The organism is Methanoregula sp. (assembly GCF_049510175.1).
Classification (GTDB): Archaea; Halobacteriota; Methanomicrobia; order Methanomicrobiales; family Methanospirillaceae; genus Methanoregula.
On sequence record NZ_JBEKZF010000005.1, the window covers coordinates 116,695 to 132,011 of the forward strand.

Genomic DNA, 15,317 nt, shown 5'->3' on the forward strand with positions numbered 1-15,317 from the left:
AACTTCATCCCCAAGGTTAGAGTAAAATAGTGTACTTTCCGGGGATTCCGGCCCGTTTTCCTGCAGATTACGGACAGATCCTGCGAACATCCGGGCCCCGAATTTATAATCACGTGCAGAATGGGCGATTCCGATATATAATGGTTTACTCCCTGCCATTGCACCCTGCCACCATCTTCAACCGCTTCCCGACGTGCTTTCTCTTTGCGCGGGAATCTGTGGTCGCATTCATGTAATATGTACACATATCACAGAGCGGACCGGGACGAACTTCCGCTCATGATACCCCCATCGTGAAACATGGAACAACAGATGCAAAAAAGGGAGGAGGCTTCAATCTGCCTGCGCATTCACGGGACGGTCCGCAAGAGGCCGGTCTCTGAAGTATCGTACCCGCCAAGACGGTTGAGGATTGTCTTGAATTCAGGAGACCGGATCGCCTTTACGAGCGCCCGGATCCGGGGGTCGTCCGCATGTTCCCTGCGGATGGCGAGCTCGTACCGTTCCTGAGATACCGGCACGAACGGGAGCCCGAGGGCCTTGGCCGCACTGTAGACGCAGAGGCCGGCCTCCGCTTCGCCGCTCTTCACCGCAAGGGCTGCTGCGATGTGCGTAGTCACTTCGCGCTCGTAGCCCGGCATGGAGGCCGGGTCGATCCCCGCCTTCTTCAGCTCGTGATCGAGGAGCATCCGGGTGCCGGAGCCTTGCTGGCGGTTGATGAATGCCCGGCCCGGCAGGTCGGCAAAGGAGAGCCCGGTTTTTGAGACGACTCCCTGCTGCCGGCCGGCAACACAGATGAGATCGATTGCCGTCCCCGGCAGGTACTTCCGCAGGTAGGCGGTGTTGTACGTCCCGTCCGGTGAGAGGAGATGCGTGGGGGCGGCATGGCATTCGTCCTTTTTCAGGGCAATGATCCCACCCATGCTCCCCACGTGAGTTGAGATTAAAAAAAACCCTGCCGGGCGGAGGAGATCCGCAAGATAATCGAGCACCGGGTCGTGGCTTCCGGTGACGAGGAGGGCGTTCTCCGCTTCCCGTATCGGCACCATCAGCCGGGCATCGACCACATCCCCGGCATTGAACCCTTCCGATTCGCGGGGGACACGGATGTACGCGTTCGCCCGCACGGCGCTCATCTGGACGCCGGCACCTTTGGACAGGGGGGAGACGGTCCAGCGTTCTCCGATCTTCCCCAGCGTGCAGAGCACGAACTCGTCCGAGCCGATCTCCTTGGCCACCGCGGAGGTGATGCCGGCCCGTACGACCACGGGGTCCGGGACGGCAAGGCCGTAATTCTGTAGGAACGGGAGCACGAGCTCGCGTATGACCGTCAGGGCCGAGAGTGGGTAACCGGGAAGGCCGATGACCGGTTTGTTTTCTACTCTTCCGATGATCGCCGGCTTACCGGGCTTCGTCGCGATCCCGTGCACAAGCACCTCACCGAGGTCCGCTATCACGTCCGCGGTGTAGTCCTTCGTACCCGCTGACGATCCTGCCGAGACGATCACGATATCGTTCTCGTTGCACACTTTTGCAACTGCATTGCGGATCTTCTCCGGCTTGTCCTCGACAAAGGGGTACCGGGTGCATCTCGCACCGACAGTTTCGAGCATCGCCTTTGCCATCACCGTATTGCTCTCGACCACCTGCCCCGGTGCGGGGCGGGTGCCGGCCGGGACCAGCTCGCTCCCTGTTGGGATGAGCCCGATCCTGACGGTGATGATGTCAAGCCTGGTGATGCCGTAGGTGGCAAGGGCCCCGATCTCGTGGGGCCGTACCAGGTGACGGGATGGCATCACCATTTCGGACTCAGCAAGGTCCTCGCCGGCCGGGCGGATGTGTTGCCAGGGAGCCGCCGCTTTCCGGATGGTGAATTTCCCCTCAGTCTCCCAGACGTCCTCGATCATGATCACGGCATCGTAACCGGGTGGAACGACATTGCCGGTGTTCACCCGGCCGACCTTTTGGAGTGTGACCGGGTGCTGTTCGGAGGCGCCTTTCGTTTCTTCGCTCACCACTGCGATCCCATCCATTGCCGCAAGGTGGATCTCCGGCACCGAATAACTGCCAAAAATAGGGTGGGCCGTGACCTTGCCTGAGGCCGCTTCGAGTGGGACGATCTCTGTCGATGGCGTGCAGGAGAATTCGCGGGCGAGAAGAGCAAGTACGTCGTCGAGCGGCATCACCTTCAGGTACCGCTTCACCATAAAATTACCTCGACCTCGCTCCCCTTCTCGAGCCCTTCATACCCTGCCGGGATGCAGACAAGCCCGTCGCTTTTCACGAGCGTGTTCAGGAGCCCGGACTTGCCGAAGAGCGGGGTTGCAATCCCGTTCGTAACCTTGACCCGGACGTACTCCTCCCGCCCCCGCTGGGACGGGATGTTCTCCGCAAGGGTCGCCTTCACGGTCCGGAGCAGAGGCGTATCGAGCCCGAGCATTTTATCGAGGAGCGGGCTGACAATGACTTTCAGGACCACAAGAGCCGAGGCCGGGTGCCCGGGCAGGCCAAAGACCGGCTTTGTATCGATCCTGCCGATGATCGTGGGCTTACCCGGCGCAAGTGCGACCCCGTGGACCAGCACCATCCCTTTCCCGGCAATGACCCCCGCAGTCATGTCCCGGTCATCCTTGGAGCTACCACCCGAAAGGAGGAGGAGATCGCAATCCGGAAGTGCTCTCGCGATCACGGTCTCGAAGGCCTCACGTTCGTCCTGGACGATCCCGTAGAGTCTCGGTTCGCACCCGTATTCCGAAAGCCATGCCGCAAGCATCGGGGCATTCGCATCCCGGACCTGCCCCGGGCCGGGCACAGAAGTGGCCGGAACAAGCTCGTTGCCGGTCGAGATGATCCCTACCACCGGCTTCTTCGCGACCGTGACGGTCGCACACCCGCAGGCAGCGAGGACCCCGGCATCCTGAGGGGAGAGCCTCCTGCCCATGGAAAAGACCGTCTCACCTTTTTTAAAATCCTCGTCCCGCAACAGGACGTTCTCCCCATGCGAGACCGGTTTTTTCACAAGGATGGTGTCGCCGGCTTCCTCGGTATATTCCACCATCACCGCCGCATCGGCTCCTGACGGGAGCACGCCACCGGTCGGGATATACACACACTCCGCGTTCCCGAGGATGAGGTTTGTATCGTGCTTCCCCATTGTCACCCGCCCTATGCATGTGAGGAGGGCGGGGACGGAGTCGCTTGCGCCGGTCGTGTCCGCCGACCGGACTGCATACCCGTCAACGACCGACCGGTCGAACCCGGGGATGTCGGTGTCCGCTGCGATATCCGAAGCCAGCACGCGGCCGGCGGACTGCTCGACCGGTACCGATTCTGTTTTTCGTGCCGGGGCGATCTTCTCCGCTGCAGCGGCCGCATCCGCTACCGAAATTACCGTGAGGAACCTGCTCATTTGAAGCAACCCAGCTGGCAGCCCCGGATCTTGATCCGGTTCTTCGTGCAGTACTCGCCCACCGCACTCCGGGAGACCTTCGCCTTCTCCGCAATAGTGAACGCCTGGGTACAAGTGATTATCTCAACAATTCCTGCTTCCTGCAGCGCCTTTTTGATCTTCTCGTCACTCATGGTTATCCATGTTTTGTGTACTTGCTTATTGGGTTTACCTCTTGTGATCGGGTAAACACCGGGGGTGAGGAAACGGACGGTTCGCCGCTGTCCGTTGTCCAGAGGGGAAACCACAGGCCGCAAGCACGTCCGATTCTTCGATGTGACTCCCCTCAATAGGATCGATAGCGAGCGCGGAGAGTGTGAGAATAGAGCGAGGCAGGTGAACACCGAATATGTTGTTTGTTTCTATGTAGCGGACATTGTTCCGCACGTAGTAACTACTATTGTTCTGCACATAGAGGCGGCAACTGGAACGGTCTACGAGAATGCCCAAGGCAGCAAGGTACGCCGGCACACGGTTGACCGGCATTGTCATTGACAATGCAATGCAGAGATCGATGATGATGGAACCGATCCGGGTATCGGGATAGAACGGGTTATCCGCGAGACAGAACCGGTGACAGTTACGGCAATAAAACCGTTTGATGTCGACATACACAGTTCTTGGTCCTTTGTCAGTAACCAGGTGCGCGAACTGTTTTCTTTTTGTATCATAACCGGAAAGAGGGGCGCCACATGTCGGGCATTGTGAGTGCTCTGTGAAGATAACCCCGTCAACTGCAGAAATCCCGGTCTGGACAATATCGGCAAGAAGCGGGGGTATGCGGGGCGGTTTCATCCCGTGCGCGCTTCCCGGGATCCTGCTGTTTTGGGATACATGGCGATCACTTGATTTTTCCGCATGATTAATGGATACATTTTACAATGCGCCGGCATGAAATGCTATTGAACCCCCCGCTATTAATCACTTTTTGAGATCTTTTCATTGGGTTTAAATAGGGCCGGACAAGACCTTTCATTGTTAGAGGTGTGATTACATGGAATTCAAATACGTACCAACCACGTGTCCGTATTGCGGGACCGGGTGCGGCTTCAACCTTGTTGTCAAGGACAAGAAGGTTGTCGGCGTCCAGCCCTGGCACCGCAATCCGGTCAACGAAGGCAAGCTCTGCCCCAAGGGAAACTATGCCTGGGAGTTTGTTAACAGCCCCGACCGGTTAACCAAACCGCTCATCAAGAAAGATGGCAAGTTTGTGGAAGCCAGCTGGGACGAGGCCTACAAACTCATCGTCTCCAAGTTCAAGTCCTACAAAGGAGAGGAGATGGCCTGCCTTTCATCAGCCCGTGTCTCCAATGAAGAGAACTACCTGATGCAGAAGTTTGCCCGTGCTGTTTTAAAGACGCCCAATATTGACCATTGTGCCCGGCTCTGCCACGCATCGACGGTCGTAGGGCTGGCCGGGGCATTCGGATCCGGTGCAATGACCCAGTCAATTGCAGACATTGCCCAGTCAAAGTGCCTCCTTGTCATCGGCACCAACACGTTCGAGCAGCACCCGCTGATCGGGCGCCGCATCATGCAGGCAAAGGCGAATGGCGCAAAGATCATCTACGCCGACCCGCGGCTCACGCCGACGGGAAAAATCGCCGACCTGCACCTGCAGTTCTACTCCGGTACCGATGTGGCATTACTGAACTGCTTCATGCAGCTGATCCTCAAGAACGGCTGGGAGAACAAGGACTTCATCAAGAACCGGACCAAGGATTTCGAGAAGGTCAAAGAGGTCGTGATGAAGGAGACCTACTCCCCTGAGAACGTCTCGAAGATCACCGGTGTTCCCGCAAAGGACATTATCACTGCGGCAGAGTGGTTCGGCAAATCCGGCCAATCCGTGATCCTCTACTCGATGGGTATCACCCAGCACACGACCGGTGTCGACAACGTCAAGTCAACCGCAAACCTCCAGATGCTGACCGGCAATCTCGGAAGACCCGGCACGGGCATCTGTGCGCTGCGTGGCCAGAACAATGTACAGGGCGCCTGTGACATGGGAGCCCTCGCAAATGTATACTCCGGGTACCAGTCGGTGCTTGTCCCCGAGATGCGCAAGAAGATGATGGACGCATGGGGCTGCGAGATTGCCGAGGGCAAAGTCGGTCTGACGGTTACCAAGTTGATCAATGTCCTTGCCGATGAGCCCGGTAAGGTCAAATGCCTGTATATCATGGGTGAGAACCCGATGCTCTCCGACCCGGACCTCCATCACGTGGAGAAGGGCCTGAAGAATGCTGAGTTCATTGTCGTGCAGGACATCTTCCTGACCGAAACTGCACAGCTTGCAGATGTTGTTCTCCCGGCAACCTGCTTTGCTGAAAAGGACGGTACCCAGACCTCAACCGAACGCCGTGTCCAGAAGTGGAGAAAGGCGCAGGATCCGCCCGGAGAGGCAAAGGCTGACTGGCAGATCATCTGTGAGCTCGGAAAGGCGATGGGATACGAGAAGCAGTTCCCGTTCAAGAGCGCAGAAGAGATCTTCACGGAAGTCGCAAAGGTTACCCCGTCCTATGGCGGGATGGATTATACACGCCTCGAAAAGCCCGAAGCACTCTACTGGCCCTGCCCGACAAAGGAGCACCCGGGTACCCCCATCCTCCATAAGGAGAAATTTTCCCACCCGGATGGTCTTGGTATCTTTACTCCGATCGAGTGGAAACCCCCGGCAGAAGTTCCGGACAAGGAGTACCCGTTACTCCTGACCACCGGCCGCTGCATCTGGCAGTGGCACACCGGCTCGATGACCCGCCGCTCTGTTGATCTTGAGCGCGAGGAGCCCACGGGATGGATCGAGATCAATCCCGAGGACGCAAAGGCGCTGGGCATCAAGGACAAGGAGATGGTCAAGGCGATCACCCGCAGGGGAGAGATCACGATCGGTGCCCGCGTGATAAAGACCATCAAGAAGGGTGTTGTCTTCATACCGTTCCACTATGTGGAATGTGCTGCAAACACGCTCACCCACAATGCACTTGATCCCGTTGCATCTATTCCGGAGTTCAAGGCCTGTGCTGTAAAAATTGAGAAGATCAAGGAGGCCTGAACATGGCAAAGAAAGGCGATATGCTCTACGCGTGGACCAACGACGCAGAGATCAAGAAGAAGGCCGAACTCGGCGGTGCGGTCACCGCACTCTGGAAATTCGCACTCGAGTCCAAGGCTGTCGATGCAGTGCTTGTTATCACCAAGGGAACCGACCTCTACGATGCACAGCCGGTGCTGATCTCCGACCCCAAGGAACTTGCAAAGACCGCCGGCTCACTCCACTGCGGGACACTCCTGCTCCCGAAACTGATACACAAGTACCTTGACGGCGCCGAGAACATGAAGATCGGTGTCACGGTCAAGGGCTGCGACGCGATGGCGTTCTATGAGCTCGCGAAGCGCAAGCAGATTAACCTCGACAACATTGTCATGATTGGTGTCAACTGCGGTGGCTCGGTCAGCCCGGTTCCCGCCCGGAAGATGATCACCGACAAGTTCGAAGTCGATCCCGACAAAGTACACAAGGAAGAGATCGACAAGGGCCAGTTCATCATCGAGTACGAGGGCGGACACAAGGGCATCTCGATCGACACTCTCGAAGAGGCCGGTTACGGCCGGCGCTCCAACTGCCGCCGCTGCAAGATGAAGGTGCCCCGGCAGGCAGACCTTGCCTGCGGTAACTGGGGTGTCATTGGCGAGAAGGCCGGAAAGGTGACCTTTGTCGAGGTCTGCTCCGAGAAGGGTGCGAACCTCGTCTCCGGTGCTGTCAAGGCCGGAATTCTCGCGACCGAACCCGCAAATCCCAAGGGACTCGACATCCGCGGAAAGGTCGAGGGTGCAATGTTCAAGCTCGGTGACAAGTGGCGCAAGCATGACTTCGAGTCGCTGGGTGAAGGTAAGGACCGGTTAAAGAAGATCATGTCCGAGACCTCACGGTGTATCAAGTGCTACTCGTGCATCTTGGCATGCCCGATCTGTTACTGCGTGGACTGCACCACCAAGAACCCGGCCTATGTGACGCCCGGCCAGCTCCCGCCGAACTTCATGTTCCACCTGATCCGGTACGCCCACATCGCAGACTCCTGCGTGAACTGTGGCCAGTGCGAGGAACTCTGCCCGGCCGAGATCCCGAACGCACTCTTCATGCACGCACAGCAGCAGGAACTCGAGAAGATGTTCGGCCATGTCCCCGGCGTCAACATGGAGCTCCCGCTCATGGCATATGTCGAGGAGAAGGAGGAGCGTGCACGGCTCCACAACACCGGCAGCGACATGATCTACGAGAATGTGTTCAACCCTGTCAAGGGACACTAAAATTTTTTCTTTTTATTTCAATTTGTAACAGGGGTTTATACGGAAAAGAGGTGCAGAATTTTTTCTGTTGCAATACTGCTTATCTGGATTCTGATCACTGAGCCTGAACACGGTCTGTATTTATCAGGGAATGATCAGTGATCGGCTGTATCGAATCGTTCGAGATAACAATACTCATACGCCTGCTTTTCACCGGGTTTGAGTGCAAGAAGGAGGCCGTCGGTATGGTCCCGGCAGACATAGGAAACAACGTACCCGAATGACTGGATACCGATGGCATCCTTCTCGCATTGTTCACACTTGGGTTTTTCCGCCATGGTTACTTCTCTTGGATTCTTTTTTAAAGATTAATCAGGGAAATGATCAGATATCAGGTGTATCGTTCGAGATAACAAACACCGTACGATTTTTTCTCACCGGGTTTGAGTGCAAGAAGGAGGCTGTCAGCATGCTCTAAACAGACATATTCAAAACCGCCCTCCATTGACTGGAACCCGATGGCATCCTTCCCACAGTATTCACACTTTGGTTTTTCCGTCATGATCATTTTCTCTGAAACTTTTCATAGATACATCTTTTTAATGTAACACCTAGATCCTTCGGATTACTCACAGATTTCAATCGGCTGTTGAGACTTTACAGAGCCCGCTTCTCATCCATACCGGAAGTTTCCGGCAGGACGTGGATCGCCGTTGCTTTTATTCCGGCCATGACGACAGTTCCAACGCCGATGTTGAGATCCTGGCAGGACCTCCTCGTGATGAGAGATATCACCGGAAACCCGCATTCGATGGCGAGCCTGACGAACGGCCCGTTCGGCATTATCTTCGTTACTTTCCCGGAGAACTGGTTCCGCACACTGGTCCGCGATCCCCCGGCATCCGGCAGGGTGATCGTCACATCCTCCGGCCGTATGTAGAGGGCCACGTGCTGTCCCGGCGGGCACCGGCTGATTGCCTCGAACGTCTCCCCGCCAATCTCTATTCCGGTATGCCCGTTCTCGTTGGTCCTGACAATCCCTTTCAGGGGGGCGTCGATGCCGACGAACCGTGCAATCTCCATTCCTTTTGGCTGGTAGAAGATCTCGGTGCTGCTCCCGACCTGTACCAGCCTTCCGTTCATAATTACCCCGATCCGGTCCGCGAGGCGCTGTCCCTGGATCATGTCGTGGGTGGCCATGACCACCGTGGTGCCGCGCTCATGGTTGACCCGTAGGATCAGCTCCTCGATCACCTCCGATGAGACGGGGTCCAGATTCGCGGTGGGCTCATCGAGGAGGAGTACTTCCGGTTCGGTCACCAGCGCCCGGGCGACGGCTACCCGCTGCATCTCTCCACCCGAGAGCGTTGTCGCCTTCCGGCCGGCAAGGTGGGAAAGGCCGACGAGATCGAGCGCGGTCCGGACGCGTCCTGCACGCTCTGCCTGCGCAACGCCCCTGAACTTCAGGCCGAAAGCTACGTTCTCTTCTACAGTCGTGTTCATGACCGCGGGTTTCTGGAAGACCATTCCCATCCGCCTCCGGATCGCAAGCCGTGTTGCCTCGTCTGCCGAGGTGTCCTTCCGGTCGAAGAGGATCGTTCCGGAACTAGGAGTATCGAGGAGATCGATCAGCCGGATGAGCGTGGTCTTGCCGCTCCCGCTTGGGCCGATAAGAGTGAAGATTTCTCCCTTCCGGATCTCGAGCCCGATCCCATGCAGGATCTCCCGGTTGCCGGCCCGGCGCGAAAGACCGGTGATATCGATTATGCCCGTGGCGCACCTCCCATGATGCGTTCGAAGTCTGCAGAACCGGCAGTGATCAGGTTCATGATGATCACAACGACGAGGGCAATGGCAAGCAGGATGATGCCCAGGGCGATGGAGAAGCCGAAGTCGCCCAGCCCGGTCTGGAGGGCGATCGCGGTGGTCAGTACCCGGGTCTGGCCTTCGATGTTGCCACCGATCATCATCGCCACCCCCACTTCCGAGATCGCCCTCCCGAACGCGAGGATCACGGCACTCAGGATGGCAAACCGTGCCTCCCTGATCACCTGCATGACATTCTGGAACCCTGTGGCGCCGAGCGAGGTGAGCGTGTCGCTGATGTTCCGGTCGATGCTGCTCAGGGCAGAGATGACGAGCCCTGTCGTGATCGGTATGATTAGTACCACCTGGCCAAGGATCATCCCTTCCGGGGTCCAGAGGAGGCCGAAGAACCCGAGAGGACCGCTCCGCGAGATCAGGAGGTAGATCAGGAGGCCGACGACTACAGTCGGGACCGAGTAGAGGGTCTGGATCAGCACGATCAGAATGCGCTTGCCGCGAAAATCATGGAAGTGGATGAACCCCCCGACCGGTATCGAGATGCATGAGGCAAGGATCGTGGCGGTGAGGGATACGTACAGTGAGAGAGCCGCGATCTGGAGGACGTCGGGGTTGAGGGTCACGATCAGGTTGATCGCCTGAGAAAAACCCGAGACAATATCACTCATGGCCGATCCCTTCGTTCACCTGTGACGCCGGGTGCATGATGATGAACTACTTGGAAAAAAAAGAAAATCATCAGGTTGTTGCTGTTGCCGCCGGGACCGTGGTTGCCATTGCCGCCATGGTAGTATTTGTTATTGCTGCAGGAGCGGTAGTTGTCACCGGAGCAGGCGTCAGGTCTGTTGCGGGAGTGGAATAATCCCCGACCCAGCCTGCGGTGGCGGTCGGCACAGAGACGCTCATCGGGATGAAGAGCGACTTGCCGTACTTGTCCACGCCATACGCCCCGATATCGGCCTGGGTCTGCGGCGAGATCAGGAAGTTGATGAAGTTATTCGCCATCTGGATCTTCTCGACCGGCTGCTTGTCGTTGTACACAGCCATGACGCTGTAGATGTTGAGCAGGCTTGCACCTTTCGTGACCTGGGGAACGAGGGTCAGGTTGCCCTTGTATGCGAGGTAGGTACCCTCATCGGTAAGGGTGTATGCTCCCTTGTCGCTTGCCATCTGGAGGGTCTCTCCCATTCCCTTGCCTGCCTCGATATACCAGAGACCGGATTTCTCGACATTAACCGTGTAGTTATATCCGGCTTTCTTCCAGATGTTTATTTCAGCAGTCTGCGTACCGGATCCGTCACCGCGGGAGACGAAGTAGACATTTGCAGTCTTGTTGGTCCCCTTGACGAGCAGGGTCGTGAACGCGTTCTCCGGTGTCATGTTGTTAATCCCTGCCGGATCGGTAGGCGGGCCGACGATGATGAAATAATTCGATGCAAAGGACCTGCGGTTCAGGCCTTTCCCGGTCTGCATGAACGCAAGTTCTGCTGCCGGGGAGTGAACGAGAAGGACGTCTGCATCGCCGTTCGTGGCAATCTGGATAGCTTTGCCACTGCCCTGCGATGTGATGGCAAGTTTCACGTTATACTGGGATTCGAACTTGGGCTGCAGGTAGTTGAGCAGGCCGGTATCGTAGAGACTCGTTGTCGTCGCGATGACCAGTTTCTGCTGGGCTGCTTCTGTTGCAGCGGGTGCTGCGGTTGCAGCCGCCGTGGTTGCAGCCGGAGATGTCGACGGTGTCGAGCTGGTACATCCGGCGAGGAGAGTTGTTACAAACAGGACTGCAATAACGATGGCAGTCAATCCAATACACACACTCTTTTTCATAATATGATCGGGATTTACATTGATGAGGGAAATTATTGAATGTTTCTTTTTGCTCTCTGTATACAAAAAGAAATTAACCAATTGATAAACAACTGATATGTCAATAGATGCCGACAGTCTGACACAAAAAAAAGTGAATCTCCCCCTCTGCGAATAATTTATACTTTTCATAATATTCCATCAAAAATTACCGAGCCGAGAATTTCATCCGTCTCTTTCTGGTATTTCTCCCTCATGAGTTCAATCATCTTCCGGCTGCCTTTTGCGGTTGTGAGAATTCCTAGGCGGCTCGGCCCACATGATCAGTTCCTCCCGCTCCCATCAAGGCAAAATATGGCAGCAAATACTAGTGCGGGACATCGAGGAATTCCGCGAGCCGTTGCGTTATTGGGAATTTCATCCGGATGGTGTTGTCGGCAAATGCGATGATGATTGAATGCTCCAGTAACTAGATGCGAACTGCGGCATCAAAGAGGACATCAACGGACAGGGCTGGAATGGATCTTCCCCCGGTGTGTAAAAGACCGGTTCTCCGGGTTTCTGAAAAACTTGTACGGTAAAAGGAAAAAGTGGTTTTTATGTGGCTGCGGTTGCATTTACAGCCGGAGCAGCAGTGGTTGGTGCCGCCGTGGGGGTGGCGGTCGGAGCCTGGCTTGTTCATCCTGCAAAGCAGGCTGCAATGAACAGCATCACGAATATTGTGGAAATTAATCCAACATGCACATCTCTTCTCATAATTATACCGAGATAAATGTGGATAAGAACAGTATTCAATGTTTCTTTTTGTTCTCTGAAAAAAGAGAGTAAACAATTGATAAACAACTGATCTCTCAACAAATGCCAATGATTTGATGTAAAAAAAGGAAAATCTCCGGCTCTGCCAAGGAATCATATTTTTCTTAAAATTTCTTCAAAAATTGCCGTTCCGAGAATTTCACTGGATTCTTTCAGATATTTCTCGTGCATCAGTTCAATCATTTTTCTGCTGCCTTTTGCAGTTGTGAGAATTCCTACCCGCTCGGCCCGTGTGACCAGTTCCTCCTGCTCCATCATGGCAAAATACGGCAGCACATAATAGTGAGGGACATCAAGGAATTCCGCCAGTCTCCGGGTCGTGGGGAATTTGATCCGGACCGAATTCTCTGTAAACGTAAGGGATATCGATCGCTCCATCACCTGGATGCGGATTGCTGCATCAAAGAGAGTATCAATCGAGAGCGCGGCCATGTAGACTTCCTGTACCTGATTGTGTGCAACGACCTAATATAGTATCATTATTCAAAAACAGAAGGTCCGGCTTTATACTGTCGATGTCCGGAAAGAAGATACAATATCTAAAGTACTCGAGGACGTGCCAAGTATCATTATACCAATACAGTTCAATAATTCTCATAACATATGGCCGAACAACCTGCACCGTCTGCATTGCAGCAGCCCTCGCTAACGTCAATTTTTTTCGCGTTTTTCCTGCTTGGAATCACTGCATTCGGTGGTCCCGCCATGGTCTCCTACATACGAAAGATGGTGGTCGGGCAGAAAGGCTGGCTCGATAGTGCGGTCTTTGACGACGGGGTTGCGCTCTGCCAGGCTATCCCCGGTGCAACGGCCATGCAGGTTACCGCTTATGTCGGTCTTCGCATACGGGGTGCGGCTGGCGCACTTGCAGCTTTTGCGGGCTTTGGTCTCCCGGCATTTTTCCTGATGATGGCACTCTCGGCACTCTATGTTTCAACATCCGCACTCCCCCCGGTGAAGGCGCTGTTCCTCGCGCTACAGGCAATCGTTGTGGCGTTGGTTGCCTACTCGACGCTCTCATTCGGGAGGACGTCACTCAAACAATGGATTCACGTACTCATTGCCGGGATCGCGGCAGCGCTCTTTCTCATAGGTGTAAGCCCTATCATTGTCATCGTCATTGCGGCCCTGCTCGGTATCGCCATCCTTCCCAAACCCGAGAAAAAACAGGAAAATCCCGTCACAACGTTTCAACGTCCGGAAAAATCCTTCCTCATCATGCTTACCATGGCAATAGCTTTTTTCGTGCTGCTCTACATTCTCCAGCCCGATCTCTTTGAAATTGCCGCTACGATGGCAAGGGTTGACCTGTTCGCGTTCGGCGGTGGATTTGCTGCACTCCCGCTCATGTTCCATGAGGTCGTTGATGTGCATTCGTGGCTGGATAGTACAACCTTCATCAACGGTCTGGCACTCGGCCAGGTGACCCCGGGCCCGATCGTTATCACCGCAACGTTTGTCGGGTTCCTTGCCTATGGATTCTGGGGCGGGATCGTCGCAACGATCGGTATCTTTACCCCTTCATTCCTGTTCGTGGTCGGGACGGTACCGTATTATGACCGGCTGCACAGTTCTCAGCTGTACCAGAAAATGTTCCAAGGCATCCTGTTCTCGTTCGTGGGCCTGCTCCTGAGTGTGACCGTCAAGCTGGCGCTTGCGGTTCCCTGGTCCTGGTTCCCGGGACTTCTTGCAGTGGGGGGGTTCATCTCCCTTCTGGTGGGTGTCGAGATCCTCTGGGTGGTTGTTGCCGGGGTTGGACTCGCCGGAGTTGTGTTCGTTTTTATGCACTGATTGCACGTTATTCCCCCGGGAGGACATGAAAAACCGATCGGCTTCTTCAAACTCGTGCGGCCCTTTGACTTATCCCCGGAAAATTTGTGGGGAGATGTACCTGGCTGAATAGCAAACAAAGGGATGGAAATGAAACGTTCCTTAAAAATTGTAAAAATTATTTCTTCTTCTTGTGGTCATCGGCGACAGGTTTCATGAATACGACCTCGGCTCCGACATCCTTTGCGATCTGCTCGATCTCGAACTTCCGGAAATGGATGGCCTCGATCTGGACCTGGCCACCGGTCACTGCAACAACCCGGTACTTCGGTGACTCAACACCCTCTCCGACTTTCTGGCGCTCACGAATATAGATCTTCATGGGGTTCCTCCTGCCAATAACAGTCCGCATGTCATGAACATTTGCACTGCGGGGTATTAGCTCTGATATACCAACTGGTTTACGCGGACTTATACCTTCCCTTTGCGATACCTGAACTGAGTGTGTCATCACGAAAAAACGGTTTGAACTCAGGAGCGGGCTGCAGGGAGAGACCCTCGTGCGGAAAGGGATGATGAAGAGACGGCCTGTAAGCGAACAGATCCGCATCGCCCCTGATGTCAACGTGATCAAAATCGGGGGGCACGGTGCGATCGACTACGGACGCGAGGTGATGTACCCGCTCTGTGAGGAGATCGGGGAACTCTCGAAGAAACACAAGCTCCTCGTGGTTACCGGAGGGGGCGGGCGGGTGCGCCATATTATGGACATCGGCATGGACCTCGGGATGCCGACCGGTGTTCTCGCCGAACTCTCCGCAAAAATCTCCGAGCAGAACGCGATCATGGTCTCGATCCTGCTCTCGAAATACAGCGGCACCCGGATCCATACCGGTGATCTTCTCGAACTCCCGATGCTCCTGAAACTTGGGATACTGCCGGTCATTCACGGCACGCCGCCGTACGGACTCTACGAGCACCCGGCACGATCCGAGACCGTCCCCCCGCACCGCACGGACACCGGTGCTTTCCTGATCGCGGAAGTACTCGGGGCAAAGAGTTGCATCATTGGGAAGAATGTGGACGGGCTCTATACCGAGGACCCCCGGAAAAATCCGGACGCAGAGCTCATCAGGGATATCACTGCGAAAGAACTGATCAGGATGAACCTTGATGATATGGTGCTTGAACCCATGGTCGTTGAACTCCTGGAAGACGCCGTCCATATCCGGGAAGTCCGGATCATCAACTGCCACACGCGGGGAAATATCGAAAACGCAATCAACGGGAAGAATACCGGTACGATTATCCGGGCCGAATAACAAAACGATCCCGATGCGGGCGACGGCGTGTGTGTGTCATA

At 55.5% G+C, this 15,317-nt stretch carries 16 protein-coding genes; 5 read left to right on the forward strand and 11 right to left on the reverse strand.

Translation table 11 applies throughout. The annotated features are described in order from the left end of the window. Positions 1-350: 350 nt before the first annotated feature. Genes ABSG49_RS08500 through ABSG49_RS08515 form a run of 4 tightly spaced genes read right to left on the reverse strand, consistent with a single transcriptional unit; the run spans position 351 to position 4,243 of the window. Positions 351-2,207, reverse strand: a complete 1,857-nt coding sequence (locus tag ABSG49_RS08500; RefSeq protein ID WP_424025697.1) for a molybdopterin biosynthesis protein — start codon at positions 2,205-2,207, stop codon at positions 351-353. Continuing rightward, complete coding sequence (locus ABSG49_RS08505) at positions 2,201-3,409, reverse strand: molybdopterin molybdotransferase MoeA (protein WP_424025698.1); 1,209 nt, start codon at positions 3,407-3,409, stop codon at positions 2,201-2,203. The genes ABSG49_RS08500 and ABSG49_RS08505 overlap by 7 nt, the downstream gene beginning before the upstream one ends. Then, positions 3,406-3,582, reverse strand: a complete 177-nt coding sequence (locus ABSG49_RS08510) for a hypothetical protein (RefSeq protein ID WP_424025699.1) — start codon at positions 3,580-3,582, stop codon at positions 3,406-3,408. The genes ABSG49_RS08505 and ABSG49_RS08510 overlap by 4 nt, the downstream gene beginning before the upstream one ends. Positions 3,583-3,616: 34 nt before the next feature. After that, on the reverse strand, positions 3,617-4,243 hold the full coding sequence (locus ABSG49_RS08515; protein ID WP_424025700.1) for a hypothetical protein: 627 nt from the start codon (positions 4,241-4,243) through the stop codon (positions 3,617-3,619). Between the two features lie 199 nt (positions 4,244-4,442). Between ABSG49_RS08515 and fdhF the strand changes: the two genes are divergently transcribed. Next, the gene (fdhF, locus tag ABSG49_RS08520; RefSeq protein ID WP_424025701.1) at positions 4,443-6,503 is read left to right on the forward strand and encodes a formate dehydrogenase subunit alpha; all 2,061 of its coding nucleotides are present in this window, start codon (positions 4,443-4,445) and stop codon (positions 6,501-6,503) included. Positions 6,504-6,505: 2 nt separating this feature from the next. Continuing rightward, positions 6,506-7,759, forward strand: a complete 1,254-nt coding sequence (locus ABSG49_RS08525; RefSeq protein ID WP_424025702.1) for a Coenzyme F420 hydrogenase/dehydrogenase, beta subunit C-terminal domain — start codon at positions 6,506-6,508, stop codon at positions 7,757-7,759. Between the two features lie 134 nt (positions 7,760-7,893). On the opposite strand, the gene ABSG49_RS08530 is transcribed toward ABSG49_RS08525, so the two are convergent. The 5 genes from ABSG49_RS08530 to ABSG49_RS08550 all read right to left on the reverse strand — a co-directional run bounded on the left by ABSG49_RS08530 (position 7,894) and on the right by ABSG49_RS08550 (position 11,389). After that, positions 7,894-8,076, reverse strand: coding sequence for a hypothetical protein (locus ABSG49_RS08530; protein WP_424025703.1), 183 nt, complete (start codon positions 8,074-8,076; stop codon positions 7,894-7,896). A 53-nt stretch (positions 8,077-8,129) separates the two neighbouring features. Next, entirely contained in the window at positions 8,130-8,300 is a 171-nt protein-coding gene (locus ABSG49_RS08535) for a hypothetical protein (protein WP_424025704.1), read from the reverse strand. Between the two features lie 95 nt (positions 8,301-8,395). Then, positions 8,396-9,505 carry an ABC transporter ATP-binding protein gene (locus ABSG49_RS08540; RefSeq protein ID WP_424025762.1) on the reverse strand — a complete coding sequence of 370 codons (1,110 nt, stop codon included), beginning with the start codon at positions 9,503-9,505 and terminating at the stop codon, positions 8,396-8,398. Further along, a complete protein-coding gene (locus tag ABSG49_RS08545; protein WP_424025705.1) occupies positions 9,502-10,230 on the reverse strand; it encodes an ABC transporter permease in 729 nt (242 codons plus the stop codon). The genes ABSG49_RS08540 and ABSG49_RS08545 overlap by 4 nt, the downstream gene beginning before the upstream one ends. A 70-nt stretch (positions 10,231-10,300) precedes the next feature. After that, on the reverse strand, positions 10,301-11,389 hold the full coding sequence (locus tag ABSG49_RS08550; RefSeq protein ID WP_424025706.1) for an ABC transporter substrate-binding protein: 1,089 nt from the start codon (positions 11,387-11,389) through the stop codon (positions 10,301-10,303). A gap of 580 nt (positions 11,390-11,969) precedes the next feature. Between ABSG49_RS08550 and ABSG49_RS08555 the strand changes: the two genes are divergently transcribed. Next, positions 11,970-12,140 carry a hypothetical protein gene (locus tag ABSG49_RS08555; RefSeq protein WP_424025707.1) on the forward strand — a complete coding sequence of 57 codons (171 nt, stop codon included), beginning with the start codon at positions 11,970-11,972 and terminating at the stop codon, positions 12,138-12,140. A gap of 137 nt (positions 12,141-12,277) precedes the next feature. On the opposite strand, the gene ABSG49_RS08560 is transcribed toward ABSG49_RS08555, so the two are convergent. Next, the gene (locus ABSG49_RS08560) at positions 12,278-12,616 is read right to left on the reverse strand and encodes a hypothetical protein (protein ID WP_424025708.1); all 339 of its coding nucleotides are present in this window, start codon (positions 12,614-12,616) and stop codon (positions 12,278-12,280) included. Positions 12,617-12,787: 171 nt separating this feature from the next. Between ABSG49_RS08560 and chrA the strand changes: the two genes are divergently transcribed. Beyond that, positions 12,788-13,975, forward strand: coding sequence for a chromate efflux transporter (gene chrA / locus ABSG49_RS08565; RefSeq protein WP_424025709.1), 1,188 nt, complete (start codon positions 12,788-12,790; stop codon positions 13,973-13,975). 157 nt (positions 13,976-14,132) lie between these two features. Here chrA and ABSG49_RS08570 read toward each other — a convergent pair whose 3' ends face one another. Beyond that, positions 14,133-14,336 carry a hypothetical protein gene (locus ABSG49_RS08570; RefSeq protein WP_424025710.1) on the reverse strand — a complete coding sequence of 68 codons (204 nt, stop codon included), beginning with the start codon at positions 14,334-14,336 and terminating at the stop codon, positions 14,133-14,135. 190 nt (positions 14,337-14,526) lie between these two features. Between ABSG49_RS08570 and ABSG49_RS08575 the strand changes: the two genes are divergently transcribed. Further along, positions 14,527-15,276 carry an amino acid kinase family protein gene (locus ABSG49_RS08575; RefSeq protein ID WP_424025711.1) on the forward strand — a complete coding sequence of 250 codons (750 nt, stop codon included), beginning with the start codon at positions 14,527-14,529 and terminating at the stop codon, positions 15,274-15,276. Positions 15,277-15,317: the final 41 nt, after the last annotated feature.